The organism is Paeniglutamicibacter sp. MACA_103 (assembly GCF_045798555.1).
Classification (GTDB): Bacteria; Actinomycetota; Actinomycetes; order Actinomycetales; family Micrococcaceae; genus Paeniglutamicibacter.
The window spans coordinates 45022-67307 of record NZ_JBIXLN010000029.1; the positions used below are offsets into that span (position 1 = coordinate 45022).

Annotated in this window: 16 protein-coding genes; 3 read left to right on the forward strand and 13 right to left on the reverse strand. The window is 69.2% G+C overall.

What is annotated here, in order from left to right:
- Position 1 precedes the first annotated feature (1 nt).
- The 4 genes from ACIPVK_RS14310 to ACIPVK_RS14325 form a co-directional block, all read right to left on the reverse strand.
- Complete coding sequence (locus tag ACIPVK_RS14310; protein WP_407612651.1) at positions 2-4816, reverse strand: NAD-glutamate dehydrogenase; 4815 nt, start codon at positions 4814-4816, stop codon at positions 2-4.
- Between the two features lie 105 nt (positions 4817-4921).
- A complete protein-coding gene (locus tag ACIPVK_RS14315; protein ID WP_407612652.1) occupies positions 4922-6172 on the reverse strand; it encodes a CpaE family protein in 1251 nt (416 codons plus the stop codon).
- Positions 6169-6825, reverse strand: a complete 657-nt coding sequence (locus ACIPVK_RS14320; protein ID WP_407612653.1) for an SAF domain-containing protein — start codon at positions 6823-6825, stop codon at positions 6169-6171. Before ACIPVK_RS14320 ends, ACIPVK_RS14315 begins: the two co-directional genes overlap by 4 nt.
- A 189-nt stretch (positions 6826-7014) precedes the next feature.
- On the reverse strand, positions 7015-7560 hold the full coding sequence (locus tag ACIPVK_RS14325; RefSeq protein ID WP_407612654.1) for a hypothetical protein: 546 nt from the start codon (positions 7558-7560) through the stop codon (positions 7015-7017).
- A 119-nt stretch (positions 7561-7679) separates the two neighbouring features.
- On the opposite strand from ACIPVK_RS14325, the gene ACIPVK_RS14330 reads away from it, so the two are divergent.
- Together ACIPVK_RS14330 and ACIPVK_RS14335 are read left to right on the forward strand one after the other, a co-directional pair.
- A complete protein-coding gene (locus ACIPVK_RS14330; protein WP_407612655.1) occupies positions 7680-8471 on the forward strand; it encodes a LysM peptidoglycan-binding domain-containing protein in 792 nt (263 codons plus the stop codon).
- Between the two features lie 69 nt (positions 8472-8540).
- Positions 8541-9224, forward strand: coding sequence for an Rv3235 family protein (locus ACIPVK_RS14335; RefSeq protein WP_407612656.1), 684 nt, complete (start codon positions 8541-8543; stop codon positions 9222-9224).
- On the opposite strand, the gene secA is transcribed toward ACIPVK_RS14335, so the two are convergent.
- The 7 genes from secA to mtrA form a co-directional block, all read right to left on the reverse strand.
- Positions 9221-11944 (reverse strand): preprotein translocase subunit SecA, encoded by a 2724-nt coding sequence (gene secA / locus ACIPVK_RS14340; RefSeq protein WP_407612657.1) that lies wholly within the window; start codon positions 11942-11944, stop codon positions 9221-9223. The genes ACIPVK_RS14335 and secA overlap by 4 nt on opposite strands.
- 77 nt (positions 11945-12021) lie before the next feature.
- The gene (locus ACIPVK_RS14345) at positions 12022-13242 is read right to left on the reverse strand and encodes a winged helix-turn-helix domain-containing protein (RefSeq protein WP_407612658.1); all 1221 of its coding nucleotides are present in this window, start codon (positions 13240-13242) and stop codon (positions 12022-12024) included.
- A 24-nt stretch (positions 13243-13266) separates the two neighbouring features.
- Positions 13267-13977, reverse strand: a complete 711-nt coding sequence (hpf, locus tag ACIPVK_RS14350) for a ribosome hibernation-promoting factor, HPF/YfiA family (protein WP_407612659.1) — start codon at positions 13975-13977, stop codon at positions 13267-13269.
- A 151-nt stretch (positions 13978-14128) separates the two neighbouring features.
- Positions 14129-15010, reverse strand: coding sequence for a ComF family protein (locus tag ACIPVK_RS14355; protein ID WP_407612660.1), 882 nt, complete (start codon positions 15008-15010; stop codon positions 14129-14131).
- An 80-nt stretch (positions 15011-15090) separates the two neighbouring features.
- Entirely contained in the window at positions 15091-16806 is a 1716-nt protein-coding gene (locus tag ACIPVK_RS14360; protein WP_407612661.1) for an LpqB family beta-propeller domain-containing protein, read from the reverse strand.
- Positions 16799-18610, reverse strand: a complete 1812-nt coding sequence (gene mtrB, locus ACIPVK_RS14365) for an MtrAB system histidine kinase MtrB (protein ID WP_407612662.1) — start codon at positions 18608-18610, stop codon at positions 16799-16801. The genes ACIPVK_RS14360 and mtrB overlap by 8 nt, the downstream gene beginning before the upstream one ends.
- Positions 18611-18630: 20 nt before the next feature.
- The gene (gene mtrA, locus ACIPVK_RS14370; RefSeq protein ID WP_264270707.1) at positions 18631-19308 is read right to left on the reverse strand and encodes an MtrAB system response regulator MtrA; all 678 of its coding nucleotides are present in this window, start codon (positions 19306-19308) and stop codon (positions 18631-18633) included.
- 221 nt (positions 19309-19529) lie between these two features.
- On the opposite strand from mtrA, the gene ACIPVK_RS14375 reads away from it, so the two are divergent.
- On the forward strand, positions 19530-20684 hold the full coding sequence (locus ACIPVK_RS14375) for a hypothetical protein (RefSeq protein ID WP_407612663.1): 1155 nt from the start codon (positions 19530-19532) through the stop codon (positions 20682-20684).
- On the opposite strand, the gene ACIPVK_RS14380 is transcribed toward ACIPVK_RS14375, so the two are convergent.
- Entirely contained in the window at positions 20681-21736 is a 1056-nt protein-coding gene (locus tag ACIPVK_RS14380; RefSeq protein WP_407612664.1) for a hypothetical protein, read from the reverse strand. The two genes, ACIPVK_RS14375 and ACIPVK_RS14380, sit on opposite strands and share 4 nt — an antisense overlap.
- Positions 21737-21748: 12 nt before the next feature.
- Positions 21749-22141, reverse strand: a complete 393-nt coding sequence (locus ACIPVK_RS14385) for a chorismate mutase (RefSeq protein ID WP_407612665.1) — start codon at positions 22139-22141, stop codon at positions 21749-21751.
- Between the last annotated feature and the right edge of the window lie 145 nt (positions 22142-22286).

A 22286-nucleotide genomic window follows, 5' to 3' on the forward strand; every position in this document is an offset into this window, starting at 1 on the left:
TTTACCTCCGTACGATGGAACGCAACAGCCGCAGTGCCACCGACAAGGACGCCATGTCATCGCGTTCCAGGCGGTTCACTTCCGCGAACATGTTCTGTGCACGATCAAGATTAGCCGCGTTCGCGTCCAACCACTGCCCCACGCGCACGGCCGGGTCCGTTTCGTTCCCGTCGGTTGCCGCCACGACGTCGCGGGTGAAGTCGATGACCGTGGAGTACAGGTCGTCGCGCAGCGCCGCACGGGCCAGTGCCTTCCACCGGTCATCGCGCGGCAGCGCGGTGATCCGCTCGAGCAGCGAGTCCACGCCGAAGCGGTCGTAGAGCACGTAGTACACCTTGGCCAGCTCGACGGCGTCGGTGCCGGTGCGCGAGGCCAGGGCCGCGATGTCCAGCAGCACGAAGGTCTCGAACTGCTCGCCCCACAGCTTGGCCAGGTCGCTGCCCAGGCCCCAGCCCATGGCTTCGGCCTTCCAGGACGCGGCCCGCTCGGCGTCCACGCCGCGCAGCAGCGAGCCGACCATCGGGCGCAGCGACTGCACGGTCGGGGCCAGCGCCGCCACGGCGCCGTCGACGGGCTGGTCGCGGTCCACGTGGTGGATGTACCAGCGGGTGGCGCGGTCCAGCAGCCGGCGCAGGTCCAGGTGCAGGCGGCACCAGTGCTGGGCATCGAAGGAGGCCGGCAGCTCGTTGATCGCCGCGATCTGCCCGTCGAAGGCGTAGATCTCGCGCAGCGCCACGAAGGCCTTGGCGACCTGCGCCTCGTCGGCGCCCGTCTCCTCCATGACCCGGAACGCGTAGGTGGTGCCGCCGATGTTAACCATGTCGTTGGCCACCACCGTGGCGATGATCTCGCGGCGCAGCGGGTGGGACTGCAATTCCTCGCCGAAGCGCTCGGCGAGCTGGGTCGGGAAGTAGTTGCGCAGCGTCGCGGCGAAGTGCGGGTCGTCGGGCAGGTCGGAGGCCGCCAGCGCGCCGGCCAGCTGGATCTTCGCGTACGCCACCAGCACCGAGAGCTCGGGGGTGGTCAGCGAGCCTCCGGCGGCCAGCCGGTCCTCGAGCACCGCGGTGGAGGGCAGGAACTCCAGGTCCCTGTCCAGCTCCGCGTGCTCCTCGAGCCAGTCCATGAGCCGTTCGTAGGCCGGGGACATGGCGGCAAGCTCCTGCTTGTCGTTGAGCAGCAGCACGTTCTGGTCGAAGTTGGTCTTCAGCACCAGGCGGGCGACCTCGTCGGTCATCGAATGCAGGAAGCCGGTGCGCTCGGAAGCCTGCAGCTTCCCGGCCACGACCATGCGGTCCACGAAGATCTTGATGTTGACCTCGTGGTCCGAGCAGTCCACGCCGGCGGAGTTGTCGATGGCGTCGGTGTTCAGGATGACCCCGTGCAGCGCCGCCTCGATGCGGCCGCGCTGGGTCATGCCCAGGTTTCCGCCCTCGCCGATGACCCGGGCGCGGACCTGCGCCCCGTCCACGCGGATGGCGTCGTTGGCGCGGTCCCCGACCTCGGCGTGGGACTCGTCGGAGGCCTTGACGTAGGTGCCGATGCCGCCGTTGTAGAGCAGGTCGACCGGCGCGCCCAGGATGGCCTTGAGCAGCTCGTTCGGGGCCATCGAGCTCACCGTGGTGCCCAGGCCCAGCACCTGGCGGACCTCGGGCGAGATCGGGATGGACTTCAGCAAGCGGGAGTAGACCCCGCCGCCGGCGGAGATGAGCTCCTTGTCGTAGTCGGCCCATGAGGAACGCGGCAGCTCGAAGAGGCGCGCACGCTCGTCGAACGAGGCTCCCGGCTCCGGGTTGGGGTCCAGGAAGATGTCGCGGTGGTCGAAGGCCGCCAGCAGCTTGACGGTGCGGGTGCGCAGCAGCCCGTTGCCGAACACGTCCCCGGACATGTCGCCCACGCCGACGGCGGTGAACTCCTGGGCCTGGGTGTCGACGCCGAACTCGGTGAAGTGGCGCTTGACCGATTCCCAGGCGCCGCGGGCCGTGATCCCCATGGCCTTGTGGTCGTAGCCCACCGAGCCGCCGGAGGCAAAGGCGTCGCCCAGCCAGTGGCCGCGGTCCGCGGAGATCTCGTTGGCGATGTCGGAGAAGGACGCGGTCCCCTTGTCGGCGGCGACCACCAGGTAGGTGTCGTCCCCGTCCAGGCGCACCACGTTGGCCGGCGGCACCACCCGTTCGCCGTTTTCGTCGGCCACCAGGTTGTCGGTGATTTCCAGCAGCGAGCGGATGAAGATGCGGTAGGCGGCCTTGCCCTCCTCCATCCAGCCGGCGCGGTCCAGCGCGGGGCTGGGCAGCTGCTTGGCGAAGAAGCCGCCCTTGGCGCCGGTGGGCACGATCACGGCGTTCTTCACCATCTGTGCCTTGACCAGGCCCAGGACCTCGGTGCGGAAGTCCTCGCGCCGGTCACTCCAGCGCAGCCCGCCGCGGGCGACCTCGCCGAAGCGCAGGTGCACGCCCTCGAGGCGCGGGGAGCAGACCCAGATCTCGTACTTGGGGCGCGGGAAGGGTGCGTCGGTGATCTTCCCGGGCAGCAGCTTGAAGGCCAGCGCCGCCGGGTCGGTGTAGTAGTTGGTGCGCAGCGTGGCCTCGATGAGGTTCACGAAGCGGCGCAGCAGCTTGTCGGCATCCAGCGTCGGCACCTTTTCCAGGGCCTCGGCGAGCACCGCCTGGGCCTGGGCGATGGCCCGGGCCGATTCCTCGGCGCCCAGGGCCGGGTCGAAGGTGCCCTCGAAGAGCGCGAGGATCCCGTGGGTGACCTCCGGGTTGCCCACCAGGGTGTCGGACATGAAGGTGTAGGAGTTGGAGACGCCCAGCTGGTGCAGGTACCGGCAGTAGGCGCGCAGCAGCGCGACCTGCCGCCAGGACACGCCCTCGAGCAGCACCAGGCGGTTCATGTGGTCGGACTCGGCCTCCCCGGTGACGACGGCGCCGTAGGCCTGCGCCAGCAGCGGCTCGGCCTCCAGCGGGTCGATCCCGGCGGGGAACTTCAGGCCCAGGTCGTAGAGGTAGCGGTCGTCGGCGCGCGAGGGGGTGACGGCGAAGGGACGCTCGTCGATGACCTCCAGGCCCAGGTCCTGCAGCACCGGCAGGATCTTGGAGAGCGAGAGCGGGGCGGTGAGGTAGAGCTTCATCCGCGCGTTGATCTCGGAGTCCTCGTCCTCCTCGGGCACGTAGAACTTCACCACCGGCCCGACATGGCCGGGCTTCTCGTATTCGCCGAAACGCTCGATGTCGGCCAGGGCGTCCTCGACCTCGAACTCCACGCGGTAGGCGGCCGGGAAGGCCTCGGCCCAGCTGGCGGCCAGCTCGGTGCCCTGTTCGGGCCCGTAGTTCTCGGTGGCGGCCACGGTGATGCCCTCGGACCAGGAGCGCACCGCGGCGACGAGGCGGGTTTCCAGCCCCGCGCGGTCGACCACCGGGGTCAGCCCGTGGCGCTGGAGGCGGATGCGGAAGAACAGGCGGACCAGCGAGGACTCGCTCATGCGCACCTCGAAGTCGACCGACTCGGCGTTGAACGCGCCGACCAGCTCCTTTTCGATGCGCTGGCGCACGGCGGTGGAGAAGCGGTCGCGCGGCAGGTAGACCAGCGCGGACATGAAACGCCCGTAGACGTCGGGGCGCAGGAAGAGCGAGGTGCGGCGGCGTTCCTGCAGGCGCAGGATGCCCAGCACCGTGGTGGTCAGGTCCTCCACGGAGATCTGGAAGAGCTCGTCGCGCGGGTAGGTCTCCAGGATGGTGACGATGTCCTTGCCGGAGTGCGAGTCCGGGGCGAAGCCGGCGCGCTTGAGCACGGCGGCGACCTTCTCGCGTGCCACCGGGACGCTGCGCACCGAGGAGGTGTAGACGCTCGAGGCGAAGAGCCCGATGAAGCGGCGTTCGCCGTTGACGTTGCCGTCGGCGTCGAAGCGCTTGACGCCCACGTAGTCCAGGTAGATCCCGCGGTGCACGGTGGAGCGCGAGTTGGCCTTGGTGATCACCAGGGCGCGCTTGTCGCGGGCCATGGCGCGGCCGCGCTTGGTCAGGTGCTGCAGGCCGCTGGCCGGAACCGCGTTGCGCATCAGCCCGAGTCCGGACTCGAACTGCAGGCGCAGCACGTCCTCGTTGTTCTCGGTGATCAGGTCGTATTCGCGGTAGCCCAGGAAGGTGAAGTTCCCGTCGTCGAGCCAGTGCAGCAGGTCGATGGCGGCGTCGAGGTCCGGGATGTCCTGCGCGCCGGTGACGTTGGCCAGCGACTCGGCGATCTCGTGCGCCTTGTTGCGCATCGGGACCCAGTCCTCCACGGCGGCGCGCACGTCCTTCAGGATGCGTTCGAGCCCGGCGACCAGGGCGGAGACCGCCTCGTCGCTCGGGTCCCCGCCCAGTTCCACGGCAATCCACGACTCGATGGCGGTGTCGCGGTTTTCGGCGACCAGCGCGGAGACCGACGGCATGGCCGCGGTGTCGCCGCTGGCCAGGTGGCTGCTGGCGGAAACCGCGTGGAGGGTGGTGATGTGCCCCTCGGAGGCATCGCGGGTCACCAGGAACGTGGGGTGCACGACCACGTTGATGGCGAGTTTTTCGCGGACGATTTCCGCGGTGACCGAGTCGACGAGGAACGGCATGTCGTCGGTGACCACGTAGGCCATGGTCGTTCCAGCGTGTCGGGTGACTGCCACGCGGGCCGTCTTGGGCTCACGCTTCCAGCCGACGGCCAGGTGGGCCGCCACCCGGGATTCAAGTTGCTGCGGCGCGTATGCCGCCGCGTCCTCTGCTGCCAATTGCCCGTAGTAGGTTTCAACCAAATCGGGCGTGAGTGTCTCAGCGATGAAAGTTTCGGACATGCTGGACTCCGACGAGTTCAAAAGAACGCCTCCGTGGATCGAGTGTGCGTTTCGCTCCGTTGCGCAACGCTTGTGTTACAACACTATCCCGCCGGGTTACGAACGTCACATCGAGGGCGCGAAGCGGCGCAAAAGCGGCACCTTGGCCCTGATCTTGTGTCCGGCCAGCGCCGCGACCGCCACCCGGAGGCCCGAATGCGGGGCGATCTCTGCTAGGGCGCTGCCGGCCAGCAGTGCCGCGTCGACGGCGGCGGGGTCGTGCGGCAGGTACCCCGCGACCGGGACATCGGGCCCGAAGCGCGCCCAGGTCTCGGCCAGGGCCTGGCGCGGGGAGGCCCCGACGTTGGCCGCGGAGACCTTGTTGAAGACCACCTTCACCTCCAGCTCCCCCAGCACCTCGTGCATCTCCTCCAGCGCCCGGATCAGCCGCGGCACCCCGATGCTGTCCGCGGCGCCGACCGCGTAGATCTCATCGGCAATGCGCAGCATCGCCGCGGTGACGCCGTTGCGCTGCGGGGCCGCGGTGTCGAAGGACAGCTCCTCGTCGAGTTCCAGGGACGCCGCGACGTCGATGACGATGGTGTCGCAGCCCTCCTGCAGGGCCAGCACCGCCCGGCGCAGTGCGGTCGGGCGCAGCTCCGGCCAGCGGCTGGCCCGCGGCAGCCCGGTGGCCACGCGCATCCGGGCACCGGCGATCACCACGGGTGCGCAGATGCGTTCCAGCTTCGTGGCATCGAACCTGCCCGAATCCACGGTGCGGCAGATCTGGGCGATGCCCGCGGCCTCGTCGAGCAGGCCCAGTTGCACCGCCTGGGAGGCGCCGTAGGTGTCGGCGTCAAGCAGCACCACCTCCTGGTCGTCCAGGGCGCATTCCACCGCGTAGTTCAGCGCCAGCAGGGAGCGCCCGGGTGAGCCGACCGGCCCCCAGAAGACCACGACGCGGGCACGCTTCGGGGCCGGCCGGCCGGCCGGATCGCCCGCCTGGGCGGGATCCGGGCCGCGCTCGCGGTGCCCCAGCTCGGCCCGGGCCCGGGTGACCAGGATGCCCAGCTCGGCCGCCGGGGTGCCGGACGCCGCCACGTAGGCGCCGGCGGCCCCCAGCCGCTTGCCCTGTGCCGCGTCGTCGCAGAGCACCACCACCGGCACCCCGCGCTCGATCATCGCGTCGATGTCGTGGGTTTCGATTTCCTCCGGGGGCCCGGCCAGGATCGCCGCGTCGGCCAGCCCGGTCTCGCACAAGGCGATGACTTCGGAGATTTCGGCGCACGACCGGGCCACCGTGAGCACCCCGCGGTGGCTCTCGAGCCGGTCCACCACGGTGCCGTCGTCCCCGTGCACCACCACGGAGATGTTCATGATGCACTGGCCCCGGGGTTGAAGACCACGGTGATGCGGGCGTCGTTGGCCATCGCTTCGAGCAGGTCCGCCAGCCCGGTGTCCACCACCAAGATCTCGACCAGGGTTCCTGCCGTGCCGCCGAACCCGGTGGCGCGTTCGGTGCGTGCGGTGACTTCGGCGGCGGGCAGCAGCAAGGTGGGCGGCGAGTAGGCGTTGGCGGAGCGGTCCTTCAGCGACACCCAGACATCGACATGGGCCCCGGAGGTGATGGCGGAGGGCAGGGCATCGGGCAAGTCGATGGACACCGGGCGGCGGTTGGTTCCGTCGTCCAGGCCCAGCGCGCTGCGCGGGAGCAGCTGCCCGGCACGGATCAGGGAGTTCGCCCGCGTCCCGGCCAGCAGGGACGCGTCCGCCGGCACGTAGCCGGCCTCCAGCGCGTCCAGCTTCACGTTGACCACGTTGAGTTTCTCCGCGGTGATTTCCTCGCCCAGGGAGATGTCGGCTTTGGCCGAGTACATGGGCGTGGTGCGGTCCATGGAACTGGTCAGGGCGACCACCCCGACGCAGGAGGCCAGCACGATGAGGATGCCCAGCAGCAGCCGGGGGTCCTTCCAGCTGGGTTTGCCCAGCCGGCTTGCATCCACCGCCAACTGATCGCGCGCCTTGTCCATGTCCAATGCCCCCTCCGCCGCCCGTTCCCGCGCACGTGCTCCTCCGGTTGCCCGGCACGCACGCTGGATGGAATGCTCCAACCCCGGGACCACTGGTCCCTTTACGGTCCTTGGGGGCCACCATACGCCGCGGCGGCGATCGGTGAACAGGGGCCGGCCAACAATGGTGGATAACCCGTTACCGGAGCCTCACTCCTCGCGGCGCACCCGGGCCAGTGCGGCGAAGGGAACCACGGTCCGGCCCAGCACGGCGGTGGATCGGCGGAACTCGTCGCGGGCATGGAGCGCCACCTCGAGGAAGTCCTGGCCCACCTGGTCCAGGGTTCCGCTGGCCAGCAACTGCCCGTCGACCCCTCCGATGCTCACCCTGGCACGGTCGCGCACCAGCACGCGCAGCGCCTGGGAAAAGCTCACCCGCCGCTCCCCCGGCTGCGGTCCACCGCCCGCTTCGGCTCCAGTCCACCACGCCAGCGCCCGGACGGGGATGAGTTCCTCGCTGCCGCCGTGGTGAAGCACCAGCCAGTCCTTGCCGATGCCCGCCAGCCGCCCGCCGACGCGTTCGGCGCCGAGCAGCTGCACATCGATCCGGGTGTCCAGGTGTCGGGCAAGTCGCTGCATCAGGGTCTGCCGGGCGCGTTCGATCCGCACGAATTCCTGGATTTCACTGTTCTGGTTGCGCGCCTCATCGGCCTCGAACTGTGCTTCCAGATCCGCGAAAAGCGATTCCCATCTCATGAGCACACCCTAGATGCTCAAAAGAATCCCGCCTACCCCTAGACTCCCCGCACACTAAGTGTCATCATGCTCATACAAACAACAGCAAATGACATCAAATAGCATCTAAGGAGATCAAGATGCGCACCCAAGGCGTCCGGGACGCCCTGTCCGTCACCGGCATTGCCGCACTCTCGCTGGCCATGCTGGGCGCAAGCCTCGGAATCTGGCGTTCGCTGCACGCGCGCTCCTTCACGGAGAACACGCTTGACGCCAGGTCGCTGGAACAACTCACGGGGCTGGCCCTGGGCCTGCTGGGAGGGCTCGTGCTCGCCTGGCTGCTGGCGTGCCTCGGGCTGGCCCTGCTCGCCCGGCTGGCCTGCACCCACGGCCACCGGGGCCGTGGCGCGGCACTGGCCCGGCTCGTCCCCGGATGCGTTGCCCGGCTGGCGTTGGCGGGACTGGGCGGATCGATGGTCCTTGCGACCTGTTCCCTCGCCGCGGCCCCCGCCGGCGCCGACGTCGTCGTCGTCGTTGAGGCCCCCACGTCGACTCAACCGCACCGGGAGGTTGTCCCGGATTCCGGCCAGGTCCTTGGATCCGAGGCACTTCCGACCGGATCCGTGGAACCCGCCGGCGCCGGGGCCGAATTGCTGAGCCCCGGGTGGGTCCCCCACCGCGTTCCGTTGCCGATGCAGCGGCTCGTCGGAGGCGGCAACACCCGCACGGCCGACGAGGTGGTGGTGGGCCCCGGCGACAGCCTCTGGGCCATTGCCGCCCGGAACCTTCCGGCCGGCGCCTCCGCCGAGGACATTTCCAACGCCTGGCCGCGCTGGTACGCGGCCAATCGCAAGCTCATCGGCCCGGACCCCAATCGGCTGGACGTCGGCATGGTGCTCCGGGCGCCACTCCCCGCGCCGCTGCGGTCCTGACCCACGATCCCGCCCCCCAAGCCCTTACATCCCCGTCCCTCCGAACCATCCGCCCACCAGGAGCCCGCCATGTCCATCACAGCGATCACGCCGTCCACCGCGAGCAGCGAGCCGCTGCTCTTGCATGAGAACGTCTTTGCAACGCCCGGGGATGTCGCTGCGCCGCGGAACGAGGTCAGGCGATTTCCGGAGGCATTGCGCGCCGGTGCCGCACCGCGCAGAAGACGGTGCCTCCGGCCCGTACCCCTTGCCGAGGCGCCGCCGCGAAGCTTCCTGTCGCCCGCGGAGCTCGAAGCCGATTTCCACGCCGAATTCGGCCGCGAGTTCGAGGATGATTTTCCGGAGGCCTCCCCCAACCCCGCGGCCCGGATGGTGCTGGAACAACTTTTCCCGCCCACGAATGCCCTGTTGAGCCTGGAGGAATCCGTGGCGGCAATCGTGCACGCGGCCGCCCCCGCGGTCCTGGAGGTGCTGGCCGGTGCACGCCCGGCACGCCAGCTGCACCACGCCCTGAGTCCCACCTGCATGAACAAGCTGGAACAGCACATGCGCCTCGGGGCCATGCATCGTCCCGACCCCGGGGCGTGCTGCTATTCCAATCCGCGGGTCATGCGCATGCGCATCACCCAGGTCCTGCCACTGGTCTTCGAGGCCGCGGTGATCCTGCGGGACATGCAAAAAGTCCGTGCCACCGCCCTGAGAATAGAGCGGTGGCACGGACGTTGGCAGGTTACCGCCCTTGAAATCGGTTAGCCGCGCTTGCCCTTTTTCTTCTTGTTTCCGCCGGCCGGCTTGGCCGAACCGCCACCGGAGGTGCGCTCGATGTGCGTTGCCGCCTCGCCGCTCTCCTCCGGTGCCGTGTAGCGCAGGGTGGCTGGACGGGACGGGGCGTCCAGGCCCGGGGTGTTCAACACCGGTTCGTTGGTCACCGATCGGGCGTCGGTGACGCCGGGCAGGGAGACCGCCGGGGCCTGCCGGGTTTCCACCTCGATGTTGAAGAGCATGCCGATGCTTTCCTCGCGGATGGATTCCATCATGGTCTGGAACATCAGGAAGCCCTCGCGCTGGTACTCGACCAGCGGGTCGCGCTGGGCCATGGCGCGCAGGCCGATGCCCTCCTTGAGGTAGTCCATCTCGTAGAGGTGTTCCTGCCACTTGCGGCCGATGACCGAGAGCACCACGCGGCGCTCGAGTTCACGCATGTTCTCCGTGCCGACGGCCTCTTCGCGTGCAGCGTACTGCAGGCGTGCGTCGGAGAGGATCTCGCGCTCGAGCAGCTCGGGAGTGATGGCGTCACGGTGCCCCGCCTCCTCGGCGACTTCCTCGAGGGTGATGGAAATCGGGTAGAGCTGCTTGAGGTTGCCCCACAGACGCTTCAGGTCCCAGTCCTCGGCGTGGCCCTCGCCGGTGGCCTCGGAGACCATGGCCTTGACCACGTCTTCGAGGAAGTGCGCGACCTTTTCGTGCAGGTCCCCGCCCTCGAGGATGCGTCGGCGGTCGCCATAGATGGCCTCGCGCTGGCGGTTCATCACGTCGTCGTACTTCAGCACGTTCTTGCGCTGCTCGGCGTTGGTGCCCTCCACCTGCGCCTGCGCGGTCTCGATGGCCTTGGAGACGATCTTGGATTCCAGCGCCACGTCGTCGGGCATCGAGGGGTTGTTCATGATCCGCTGGGCGGCGCCGGCGTTGAAGCGGCGCATGAGCTCATCGGTCATCGACAGGTAGAAGCGGGACTCGCCCGGGTCGCCCTGGCGTCCCGAACGGCCGCGCAGCTGGTTGTCGATGCGGCGGGATTCGTGGCGCTCGGTGCCCAGCACGTAGAGTCCGCCGGCCTCGGAGACCTCCCGGGCCTCGGCCTGCACCTGCTTCTTGGCGGCGGCAAAGACGTCGTCCCAGACGCGCTCGTACTCCTCGGAGTTGGTCTCCGGGTCCAGGCCGCGGCGCTCCATCTCGGAGACGGCCAGGAACTCGGCGTTGCCGCCGAGCATGATGTCGGTTCCGCGGCCGGCCATGTTGGTGGCCACGGTGACGGCGCCCTTCTTGCCTGCCTGGGCCACGATCGCCGCCTCGCGGGCGTGCTGCTTGGCGTTGAGGACCTCGTGGCGGATGCCCTGCTTGGCCAGCAGGCGCGCCAGGTATTCGCTCTTTTCCACGCTGGTGGTGCCCACGAGCACCGGCTGGCCGGTGGCGTGGCGCTCGGCGATGTCCTGGACCACGGCGTCGAACTTCGCGATCTCGTTCTTGTAGATCAGGTCGGCCTGGTCCTTGCGCAGCAGCACCTTGTTGGTGGGGATCTCCACCACGCCGAGCTTGTAGGTGCCCATGAACTCGGCCGCCTCGGTCTGCGCCGTGCCGGTCATGCCCGAAAGCTTCTTGTAGAGGCGGAAGTAGTTCTGCAGGGTCACGGTCGCCATGGTCTGGTTCTCGGCCTTGATTTCCACCCCTTCCTTCGCCTCGATGGCCTGGTGCATGCCCTCGGAGTAGCGGCGGCCGGCGAGCGAACGCCCGGTGTGCTCGTCGACGATCATGACCTCGCCGTTGATCACGACGTAGTCCTTGTCGTTCTTGAACAGTTCCTTGGCCTTGATCGCGTTGTTAAGGAACCCGATCAGCGGGGTGTTGGAGGCCTCGTAGAGGTTGTGGATGCCCAGGTAGTCCTCGACCTTTTCGATGCCGGGCTCCAGCACGCCGATGGTCCGCTTCTTCTCGTCGACCTCGTAGTCGACGTCGAGGGACAGCCGGGTGACCAGCTTGGCGAATTCGGTGTACCAGCGGTTCACGTCGCCCGAGGCCTGCCCGGAAATGATCAGCGGGGTACGTGCCTCGTCGATGAGGATCGAGTCGACCTCGTCGACGATGGCGAAGTTGTGGGCGCGCTGGACGAGCTCCTCGGAGCTCCAGGCCATGTTGTCGCGCAGGTAGTCGAACCCGAACTCGTTGTTCGTGCCGTAGGTGATGTCCGCCTCGTACTGCTTGCGGCGCATCGCCGGGTCCTGGTTCGAGAGGATGCAGCCGTTGGTCAGGCCCAGGAAGCGGTAGACGCGCCCCATCAGGTCCGACTGGTACTCGGCCAGGAAGTCGTTGACCGTCACCACGTGCACGCCCTTGCCGCTCAGCGCATTGAGGTACGCCGGGGCGGTGGCGACCAGGGTCTTGCCCTCGCCGGTCTTCATTTCGGCGATGTTGCCCAGGTGCAGCGCGGCCCCGCCCATGAGCTGGACGTCGAAGTGGCGCATGCCCAGGGTGCGGTCGGCGGCCTCGCGGACCGCGGCAAACGCCTCGGGAAGCAAGTGGTCGAGGGACTCGCCGTCGGCGATACGCGCCTTGAACTTGTCGGTTTCACCACGCAGCTCCGCATCGGACAGGGCACGGAATTCGCTATCAAGCACGTTGATGGCGTCGGCGTATCCACGCAACGTCTTCAGCGTCTTCTTGTCGCCGGTACGCAGGATACGTTCAAGCAGTGATGCCACGAGGCAGCTCCCAAATCTCAAGCACAGGAATTCTGGCGTGTTCAGTCTACGTGAGAGATTGCTTTCACCTGCGGCTTTTAGCTGGATTCGGGCGAGCTAAGTGAAAACTCCAAGGCGGCTGCCAGATTCCCCTGCGCCGAGACCACCACCTCGCCAAGGCCCAGCCAGCTCGCCATCAGCCGCAATTCGGCCGCCAGTTCCGCCGCGGTGTTCCCCGGCGCGCCGGGCTCCGCGAAGGCGCCGCGGACCAGGAGCCGGCCGTTTGCCCGGTCTGCCTTCAGGTCGACCCGGGCGACCAGGTGCTCCCCCAGCAGGAAGGGAAGGACGTAGTAGCCGTAGACGCGCTTGGGCTCGGGGGTGTAGATCTCCAGGCGGTAGGTGAACCCGAAAAGCCTTTCAAGGCGGCGGCGGTTGAACACCATCGAGTCGAAGGGGCCCAACAGGGCCCTGCCGCCGGCGGACCGGGGAACGACGGTGCCGGGCAGCAGGTAGAAGGTGTCCTTCAACCCGTCCACCCCCACCCGCTCCAGGAACCCGCGCCCGGCCAGGTCCTCGAGCGCCTCGGCGCTTTGCCGCAGCGGCAGCCGGAAGTAGTCGGCCAGGCAGTGCACGCTGCCCACACCGTGGGCCTTGGCGGCCGCCAGCAGCAACCGTTCCATTCCCCGGCGGCGCTCGTCCTGCGTCGCGGGGTCCCGGGATTCGGGGAACACCCGGTGCAGCGAGGTGTAGCGGCGTTCGAACGAGCCGTTGCGGCCCTCGGTGCTGATCATGCCCTCCGCAAACAATGCCTCCAGGGCGCGCTTGACCGCAGACCAGTTCCACCCCCACGTTTCCTGGTCCTTGACGTGTTCGTGGCCGAGTTCGGCGGAGACCTCGCGGGCGGTCAGCGCCGGGCCCTGCGCGAGCAGCTCGAGGATCCGGTGCGCCAGCGCGCGCCCGTCCTCGTCGATGGTCTTCATGCTGCCGGGCCATGAGCGTTGCTGCCAGGGCACGAGGTCGTGGAAGTGTTCGCTGCGCACCAACGATGCCTCGTGCGCCCAGTATTCGACGACCTTTCGCGGGCGTTGCACCGCGAGCCGGTCCAGGAGCTCCGGGGCGTAGGGACCCAGCCGGGAAAAGATCGGCAGGTATTGGGCCCGGGACAGGACGTTGACCGAGTCGATTTGGATCAGTTCCAGACGCGCAAAGGTCCGGCCCACCGCGCCAAGGTTGATTGGTGCGGTGGGCCGGACCTTGTGCAGCCCCTGGGCTGCCACGGCGATCCGACGGGCCTGCGATGCGGAAAGAATCCTGCTCATGAGCCCATCGTAATTCCCGCGGTGCTAGGCGGTTGCCGGTTCCGGGTCGCGGTACCGGCGTGTCTCCAGGGTCGCCTCGTCGGTGGCGTCCGGGTCCAGGGTGATGGTGCCGTAGGAGTACTGCTGGTTGCCCTTGGTCTTGCGGGCGTAGACGACCGAGTGTGCCCCGGTGGCCTCGTCCACGAAGAGGTAGAAGGGGTGGCCGATCATTTCCATGCGGTCAACGGCGTCGTCGACGCTCATGGTTTCCGCGGGGAAGACCTTGCGGCGGATCTCGATGGGCGGCGCGCCGTTCTGGTTGGCTTCGGCGGCCTGGCGTGCCTCTTCTTCCTGCTGGGCCAGACGCGTCGATTCGTGCAGCGGAAGCGAGCTGTCGGCCGGTTCCAGTCGGCTGGTGGCCTGGTGGACGGCCGTCGGGGTCTGGCGTCCGTGGTGGATCTTGCGACGATCCCGGGCCTTGCGCAAACGCTCGAGGAGCTTTGCGAACGCGGTGTCAAAGGCTGCGAACTTGTCCGCGGCCTTGGCCTCGGCGCGGATCGCGGGGCCACGGCCCAGGACCGTCAATTCGACGGTCAGAGCAGAATCCGCGTTGCGGGCGTGCTGCTCCTTGGTGACCTTGATGTCCAAGCGCTGGATCTTCGTTGCAAGCTGATCGACCTTGTCGATCTTCTCGTCCACGTACTCGCGGAACCGATCCGTAACACTGACATTGCGTCCGTTGATCGTCATCTCCATGGTGTCCTCCATCATTGCTCAGGTGACACAACAGCGACCGAGGAATTCACTCCTTCCGGTCGCTGAAGATGGGTTCATTTCCCCTTGAAGGGTGCCCATACCTCACCCTATGACAGATGCCGCAATAATCAAGGATGTACGGATTATTACTTCATCGCGCTGGGCGAACATCGCGTTTTTCATCCGGTGCCGGGGTCGCCGCGAGCACCACGGCACCGCACACCCGCAACCCGGCACCCTCCAACGCGCGATGCGCCTCGGCCAGCGTCGATCCGGTGGTGAGCACGTCGTCGACGAAGAGCACCTGGGCGCCCCGGGCGGCGAGCCGGGACAGCGATCGGGTGCGGCGCGCGCACATGGAATTTCTCACCGCGCCCCGGGCGCGTCGCCCCTTGCCCTTCTGCGCCGAGGTGAATTGCCGCGCGGCCCGGTAGCGCACCAGCCGGGCAACCAGCACCCGCTCCGGCAGCACCCCCGCCCGCCGCAGCCGGCCCAGCAACAGGCCGACCGGGAAATACCCGCGCCGCTTGCGCGCCTGCAGCCGGGTGGGCACCGGAACCAGCACCACCGGCACCCCTGGCGCGGCCAGGGTGTCGAGGGCGGACTTCACGGCGCGGGCCATCGGCGGCACCAGGAGCCCGACCAGGCCCGGCATCTGGTGGTTCTTGTAGGCCAGGACGACGGCGGCCAGCTCGTGTTCGTAGGAGCCGGCGGCGATCACGGGCATCGGGACGTGGCGGCCGTCCACCGGCAGGGCCTCGGCCCGGTGCTCGACCCGCCGGGGGTGGAGGCATGCGGTGCGCATGGCCCGGGCACAGGGACCGCACACCACCGCATCGGGGCGTTTGCAGCAGACGCATTCCACCGGCAGCAGCAGGGCCGCGGTGCAGCGCGCCGCCGAACGCACGGCGTATGCGGGTCCGTTGACCCACCAGGCGTCGAGGCGCCGCAGCCGGCTTCGCACCGGGGCACCCCCGGCGGGAACCGCCCGTTTGTAGACGGCATCCGGATCGCGCCGCACCGAGTTGTTCATGCCCTCCAGCATGGGCCCGCGGGCCACGCTGCCGCCGCCCGCCGCCTGCGGGCTGTGGACGGGCGCGGACGGGGGAATCGTCAGCCCGGGTAGGACAGGTCCCGCACCATGTCTTCCATGATGTGCCAGGAGTTGCCCACGCGCGAGTGGATGTTGTCCTTGGTCTCGGCATAGACAGGGCGGCGATCCCCCGGCCCGGCGGACAGGCCGACCATGCCCAACAGCGGCAGGTACTTGACCCGGGTTCCGGTCAGGCTGATCTCCTCGGCCGCGACCTTTTCGGTGGTGCTGGTGGAGGAGACGATCACCGAGACGTCGGAGTTCCAGACGGCGTGCGTCGCCGGGACGTCGGGGTAGATGCGCTTGGGCGGGGCGAAGCCGCGCGGGGCGCCGTCGGCATCGCGCAGGATCCCGCTGATCGACACGCTGGTTTCGCCGTCCTTGGACGAGACGATCAGGGCGCGGGTCCCGTCGCGCGAGACGCGCAGCGAGGTGACCTCGGAGTCGGCGAGCCCGTCCGCGGTGATCGGCCTGACCTTGCCGTTCAGCGCGGTGTCCGCCGGCACCGCCAGGACCCTGGTGGTCGAGGAGTTGTCCACTGTCCAGGTCCACCCGTGGGCGTCCATGGACGGGCGCACCAGGTCCTTGCCGGTGGCGACCACGGAGCTGCCGCCGTCCTCGTCCACCACGACGAGGGAGGTGCGCGAGCCGTTCAGGAACGCGTAGCGGTTCCCCAGCGGGCTCATGGCCGGCAGCCGGGGGTGGTAGCCGGCGATGTCGCCGATGCCGCCGACCAGGCGCAGGGACTTGCCCTTGAGGTAGTACAGCGCGTGGTCAACGACCCCGATCTGGGTGTCGGGCACCGCGGGGTTGACCTCCGCGACCACGAATTCCGGGTCCTTGGGGCCGGCCTTGACCTCGGACTGCTCGTCGGTCATCACCACCGAGCGCACGCTGCCCAGCCCGCCGAGGGTCAGCTCGAGCTGCTGCTGCATTTGCTGGCGCGAGAGTTCGGTGGAGTCCAGGAAGGTTGCCGAGCTCAAATCGACGGTCGCGCGCTGCGACTCGATCGGGACCGAGGAACGGACCAGTGCGCTGCCGCTCGGGAAGGCGGAGACCACCGCGTTTTCCAGGTAGTCGGCAGGGCCCGCCAGCAGCGCCTCGACCATGGCCGCGGCGACGCCCGTGCGGGTGGGGAACCAGCGCACGTCGGGCACCGCGTAGTGGAAGCTGACGTCGTAGAAGTACAGGGTCTGCGGGGCGAAGAGGTGCGTGAAGTTGGCCGTGTCCAGCATGATGCCGTCCGGCAGCTGCGAGATGCGCCATTGCCCGTCGACCTTCTCCAGGGACACGTCCAGGGCGCGGGTGGTGTGCGGGGGCATCTCGGTCATGTTGCCGGCGGCGTCGATCTCGGAGACGACCTCCAACTGGATGGTGTAGGTGTCGGCCCGTGCCCCGGGGATCACCGAGGGGCGGTCGTCGTAGACCAGGGTCCGCACCGATCCCTTCCAGATGCCCGACTGCTTCGGGGTCAGGTACTCGCGGGCGACCTTGTAGTCGTCCTGCGCGGCGACGCCGGCCTGGATGAAGTCCTCGACGATTTCGCGGGCGCTGTCGCCCTCCGTCGGACCGGGCGCGGTGAACTGCACGTCGCCGTTCTCCGCCGCGTTGCTCCCGTCCAGCTCGATGGACTGGACCGGCGAGTTGCGCGGGATCCCCGAGCAGCCGGTGAGCACCAGCACGGCTCCCAGGAGCACTGCCAGCATCCGTGCGGTCCACGGGCGTTGCCTAGTCATGCGGGTGGTGCCTTCCTGGGGTGTGCGCGGCGGGGCCGTGCGCATTCGCGTCGGGTCCCGGGGTTTCCTCGGGGATCAGCGGCGGGGCGGGCTTGAAGCCGATGGCGGGGATCTCCCCGGTCAGCGGGAAGGAGACGACCATGCCGCGGTCCAGGACCGCGTCGGCCAGCACGATGGGTTCCAGCGGCAGCGGCGAGGCGACGATCTGGTTGCCCAGGATCCGCGGCAGCGTCAGCCGGAAGCAGGATCCCACGCCGCGCTCCCCCCAGGCCTCGAGCCGGCCCTCGTGCAGCCGGGTGTCCTCCATCGCGATGGACAGGCCCAGGCCCGAGCCGCCGGTGGTGCGTGCGCGGGCGGGGTCCGCGCGCCAGAACCTGTCAAAGACCCGGCCGGCGGCCTCCGGGCTCATGCCGATGCCGCGGTCGCGCACGGTGATCGCCACCGCGTTCGCGTTTCCGGCCACGGTGATGTCGATGGGGTTGCCCTCGCCGTGCTCGATGGCGTTCATGACGAGGTTGCGCACCACGCGCTCGATGCGCCGCGCATCCATTTCCGCCACGGCTCCCCCGGAGGGCGTGCCCAGGCGCAGCACCGAGCCCATGGCCTCGGCGTGCGGGGTGGCAGCGTCGATGACGCGCCGGGCCACCGTGACCAGGTCGTTGGGCTCGGCGTCGAGCACCGCCACCCCGGCGTCGAAGCGCGAGACCTCGAGCAGGTCGTTGAGCAGGATCTGGAAGCGCTCGACCTGGTTGTAGAGCAGCTCGGCGCTGCGCTTGTTGATCGGGTCGAAGTCCTCGCGCGCGTCGTGCAGCACCTCGGCGGCCATCCGCACGGTGGTCAGCGGGGTGCGCAGCTCGTGGGAGACGTCGGAGACGAAGCGCTGCTGCATCTGCGAGAGCATGGCCAGCTGGTTGATCTGGTCCTGCAGGGACGCGGCCATGTGGTTGAACGAGTTGCCCAGCCGGGCGATCTCGTCCTCCCCGGAGACGACCATGCGTTCCTCGAGCTGCCCGGCGGCAAGCTTCTCGGAGACCTGCGCGGCGGCGGCCACGGGGCGGACCACGGCGCGGGTCACGTACCAGGTGATGCCGCCGACGACCAGCAGCAACAGGCCGCCGACCAGGCCCATGGCCCGGTTCATGAAGTCGAGGGTCTTTTGCACGCTGGACAGGTCGTAGACCAGGTACAGGCCGTATTCGCGTCCCGGCGGCAGCGTCACCTTGGTGCCGAAGACCAGCCCCGGCCCGGCGCCGGCGCCGGCGTTGACCTCGATGGACTGCCAGTAGACGGAGTTGGACTCCTGGACCTGGGCGGCCAGCGCCTCCGGGACGACGCGGGAGGTCAGGTTGCCGCTGGCGGTGGGACCCACGTACAGGTTGTCGTCCCCCGGCAGCGGGACCAGCACGAAGTCGCGCGGCACCAGGGCGGTGTCGCCCTCGAGGATCTTCAGCGTGCTGGTCACCAGGGAGTGCGTGCTGGAGCGGTCGGTGGTGGCGGCCGAGTCGAAGATGGCGCGCACCTGGTTCAGCCCGCGCAGGGATTCGGACTCGACCTGGTTGAAGCGTTCCTGGAACAGGCCGGTGGCGATCTGGTTGGACAGGAAAGCACCGGCGCCCAGCAAGGCCAGGGCCGTGAGCAGCACCGCGGAGGTCACGGTGCGGAAAAGCAGCGAGCGGGTCCAGCGCGAACGCACGGTGTTGCGCGTGCGCACCAGGGCCGCCAGCGTGCGGCGGGGCCAGGAGCCGGGCCGGGGACGGTGTGCCGGCATCGCGGGTGCGGCCCGCGCCGGCTCGACGGTGTCCATGCTTCGGCCCATCTCCTGGCTCAGGCCTGTCCCGCCTTGTACCCCACGCCGCGCACGGTCAGCACGACGCCCGGGTTCTCGGGGTCGAGCTCGACCTTCGAGCGCAGGCGCTGCACGTGGACGTTGACCAGGCGGGTGTCGGCGGCATGGCGGTAGCCCCAGACCTGCTCAAGCAGCTGTTCGCGGGTGAACACCTGCCAGGGCTTGCGGGCCAGGGCGACCAGCAGGTCGAACTCCAGCGGGGTCAGGCCGATGGGATCTCCCGCGCGGGTGACGCGGTGGCCGGCGACGTCGATGCTCAGGTCCCCGATTTTCAGGGTCTCCGGGGCATGCTGTTCGCCGGGGCGCAGGCGGGCGCGCACGCGGGCCACGAGCTCGGCGGGCTTGAAGGGCTTGGGGACGTAGTCGTCGGCGCCGGATTCCAGGCCGCGGACCACGTCGGCGGTGTCCGACTTGGCGGTCAGCATGACGATCGGGACGTCGTCCTCGGCGCGGATGAGCTTGCAGACCTCGATGCCGTCCAGTCCCGGAAGCATCAGGTCAAGCAGCACCAGATCGGGCTTGACCTCGCGAAAAACACCCAATGCCTTGGCACCGTCATAGCAGAACACGGCCTCGAAGCCGTCGTTCTGCAACACGATGCCGATCATTTCGGCCAGCGCCTCGTCGTCGTCGACAACCAGGATGCGTGCCTTCATAATCTGCCCTTCCGTAGCCCTGCGCTGGGCGCTGAGATGACCACGCGCCCGGATACCTCAAGAGTACATGAGCATGCCGGGCAAATCGGCGCGGAAACGGCAATCCACCTCACCATTCACCCCGTTTGCCCCGGCGCTAGACTGGAGCCAACCCAAGGGTCCGGCGGCACTTTTGCGGATGCTTGCACCACCTGCCGGAACACGAGTGAGAGCGGGATGCGATGAGTACACACGGCGATCCACCGGTTCCGGGTCCCGGGGACCCCGCGGGAACCCCGGGAGGCTGGGGACAGCCCCCGCCCGGGTGGAACCAGCCGCCGGCCGGCGGCGGTCCCGCGGGCCCTCCCGGATGGCCGGGCCAGCAGCCCGGACCCTCCGGCTGGTGGCAGGCGCCCAAGCCCGGCGTCGTGGAATTGCGGCCGCTGGGCTTCGCCGACCTGTTCGATGCCACCTTCGCGGTGCTGCGGCGCGCCCCGCTGGCCACGGTGGCCAACGCGGTGCTCGTCCAGCTGCTGCCCCTGCTGGTTTCGCTGTTGCTGCTGCGCGCACTGGATGTCTCGTTCCCTGCCCTGGAGCGCGCCCTCGAGCATATGCTGTCGGGCCCCCAGGGCCCGGTGTTCGACCCCGGCCTGTGGGCCCAGGCATTTCCGCACCCCTGGCCGGCCTATGCGGGCGCCGCGGCACTCGTGGTGGTTATCCAGTTGCTGGCCAACGTGCTGGTGGTGGGACCGACCACGGTCGCCGGCATGCGCGCGGTCCTCGGGCTGCCCACCGGCTGGTGGCAGTCAATAGTGCTGGCGCGCGGCGGGATGCTGCGCATCGCCCTGTGGAACGTGCTGCTCGGTGCCGCGGGCCTCGTGCCCCTGGCGGTCCTGGTGGCGGTGGCGCTTCCGCTCGCCGACTCGGTGGGCATCGCGGTGGCGTTCGTCGCGGCGCTGGGACTCGGGTTGTTGCTGGTGCCGCTGTACCTGTGGATCGCGATCAGGATCTGCCTGGTCCCCACGCTGCTGGTGACCAGGCCGCCGGGCATCTGGCGGGCGCTGCGTTCGTCGTGGTCGCTGACCCTTCGGTCCTGGTGGCGGACCCTGGGAATCCTGCTGGTGGTGGCGGTGGTGCTCGGCATCCTCTCGGGGATCATTTCGCAGCTGGCCTCGCTGGCCGGCGGCCAACTCTCCGGCGCCGGCGCCGCGGTGGCGCTGGGCCTCGTCGTCGACACCGTCGTCGGCGCTCTTGGCATGGTGCTGGCCCAGCTGATGCTCACCATGCTGCAGGTGGACCTGCGGATCCGCCGCGAACGCCTGGACCTGGTGCTGGCCGCCGAGGCGCGGAACCCCGAGGACCATCCGATCCCCGGATTCGGGGCTCCGGAAAGCTAGCCGTCGACGCGGACCTGGTTCAGCGCCTCAGCATAGGAGGCCAGGCGCCCGAGCACCGCGGTGGCCTTCGCCGGGGAAAGCTCCGCAAGCCCCGCGGCGGGGGTCAGCACCAGCGCGCCCAGCGCGGCATCGGGCAGGCCCAGCTGGCGCCAGGGCCGCCGGATCGCATGGACGGCGTCCACGACGCCGGGCGGATTCGATTCCGGGTCCAGGCAACCCAGCCACAGGCGGCTGCCGGATTCCACGGCGGCCGCCACCAGCTCCCAGCCCGGGACGGTGAGTGAGGCGGCGTTGGCGCCCAGCCCGTCGGCGCCGGCTTCCAGCGCCGTGGTGGCAAGCGTCGTCCAGGTCCCGGGTTCCGCGTCCGCGCCGATGACCACGGCGGCGGCGCCTGCCCCGTGCAACCCGTCGACGAGTTCGCCCCACCAGCCGCGGATCTCTGCGGCCGGCACCGAGCGCAGCGTGCGGTAGCCGCTGGCGGTGGGCAGCGTGCCGTTGAGCACCGCGCCGGCGTCGGGCTCGTCGATGTAGACGGTGATCCGCCGGGTTCCGGTGGTCCGGGCCAGGTCCTGCAGGTGCCGCACCGCGCCCAGGGCCAGGGACTGGGCCAGGTCGCGGCGCGCCCCGTGGTCGGAGACCGAGCGTTCGCCGTGGTGCAGGTGCAGGTTGGCCGCCAGCGTGGCGGGGCCGGGGAACTGGATCTTCAGCTCGCTGCCGGGGGTTTCCTCGGCGCCGATGGCATCGGCGAGCACGTTCACGTCGGTGCGCAGGGCCGAGGCCGCACGCCGCGCGTCGATGCCGGGCGCGGCGGCCAGCCGCCAGCCGTGGGGCTGCAGGTCAACCGCGAGGTCTTCCAGCAGCTGCGCGCCGCGTCCGATGGCGTCGGACCCCACGCCGCGGGCCGGAAGCTGCTGCAGGTGCGGCAGGTTCGGTTCCCCGATCTCGCCGCGGATCACCAGCACCGATTCCATCGGGTCGGTTCCGGGCATGGGGCCGTGCGCGCTGGCCTGGACCTGGCGCTCGGCCGGTTCCGCCGGTGGTTCTTGGGGCATCCGGGGCATCAATCAGTTTCCGGACTCGGCGTGCGTCGCGGAAATGTTGTTGTGGTGCCTGATGACCTCGGAGATGATGAAGTTCATGAACTTCTCGGCGAACTCCGGGTCCAGGTGCGCCTCCTGGGCGAGCCGGCGCAGGCGCTCGATCTGCGCCTTTTCCCGTCCCGGGTCGCTCGGCGGCAGCGCGTGCACCGCCTTGAGGTGGCCCACCCGCTGGGTCGCCTTGAAGCGTTCGGCCAGGAGGTAGACCAGCGTGGCGTCGAAGTTGTCGATGCTGCTGCGGATCGACAGCAATTCGGACATGACCTCGTTCTGGACCGTGTCGGCCAGGGAGCTGGCGGCGGGGTCGTAGGCGCCGGTCTCTGCGTTCTCCGCGGCCCGCGGGTTCTTCTGGTGGCTCATGCTTTCAAGTCTAGGGTTGCCCGCTTCAAAGCGCCCAACCGTGACGCGCGGACCGCCCGCCAATCAGCTTTGGGCTGACACGCCGAGTCCCCCGCCGCCCCCGCCCGCTCCCGCCGCGGCGGTGCCCGGGCGCAAAAAAGGAGGG

What these genes read in the sequence shown, in the direction of transcription:
- ACIPVK_RS14345 (WP_407612658.1), bottom strand. Translation starts at nt 13,242, where the DNA reads ATGAGCAGGATTCTTTCCGCATCGCAGGCCCGTCGGATCGCCGTGGCA.
- hpf (WP_407612659.1), bottom strand. Translation starts at nt 13,977, where the DNA reads ATGGAGATGACGATCAACGGACGCAATGTCAGTGTTACGGATCGGTTC.
- ACIPVK_RS14375 (WP_407612663.1), top strand. Translation starts at nt 19,530, where the DNA reads ATGAGTACACACGGCGATCCACCGGTTCCGGGTCCCGGGGACCCCGCG.
- ACIPVK_RS14355 (WP_407612660.1), bottom strand. Translation starts at nt 15,010, where the DNA reads ATGAACAACTCGGTGCGGCGCGATCCGGATGCCGTCTACAAACGGGCG.
- ACIPVK_RS14335 (WP_407612656.1), top strand. Translation starts at nt 8,541, where the DNA reads ATGTCCATCACAGCGATCACGCCGTCCACCGCGAGCAGCGAGCCGCTG.
- ACIPVK_RS14380 (WP_407612664.1), bottom strand. Translation starts at nt 21,736, where the DNA reads ATGCCCCAAGAACCACCGGCGGAACCGGCCGAGCGCCAGGTCCAGGCC.
- ACIPVK_RS14315 (WP_407612652.1), bottom strand. Translation starts at nt 6,172, where the DNA reads ATGAACATCTCCGTGGTGGTGCACGGGGACGACGGCACCGTGGTGGAC.
- ACIPVK_RS14385 (WP_407612665.1), bottom strand. Translation starts at nt 22,141, where the DNA reads ATGAGCCACCAGAAGAACCCGCGGGCCGCGGAGAACGCAGAGACCGGC.
- ACIPVK_RS14330 (WP_407612655.1), top strand. Translation starts at nt 7,680, where the DNA reads ATGCGCACCCAAGGCGTCCGGGACGCCCTGTCCGTCACCGGCATTGCC.
- mtrA (WP_264270707.1), bottom strand. Translation starts at nt 19,308, where the DNA reads ATGAAGGCACGCATCCTGGTTGTCGACGACGACGAGGCGCTGGCCGAA.
- ACIPVK_RS14310 (WP_407612651.1), bottom strand. Translation starts at nt 4,816, where the DNA reads ATGTCCGAAACTTTCATCGCTGAGACACTCACGCCCGATTTGGTTGAA.
- ACIPVK_RS14320 (WP_407612653.1), bottom strand. Translation starts at nt 6,825, where the DNA reads ATGGACAAGGCGCGCGATCAGTTGGCGGTGGATGCAAGCCGGCTGGGC.
- ACIPVK_RS14360 (WP_407612661.1), bottom strand. Translation starts at nt 16,806, where the DNA reads ATGACTAGGCAACGCCCGTGGACCGCACGGATGCTGGCAGTGCTCCTG.
- mtrB (WP_407612662.1), bottom strand. Translation starts at nt 18,610, where the DNA reads ATGGACACCGTCGAGCCGGCGCGGGCCGCACCCGCGATGCCGGCACAC.
- ACIPVK_RS14325 (WP_407612654.1), bottom strand. Translation starts at nt 7,560, where the DNA reads ATGAGATGGGAATCGCTTTTCGCGGATCTGGAAGCACAGTTCGAGGCC.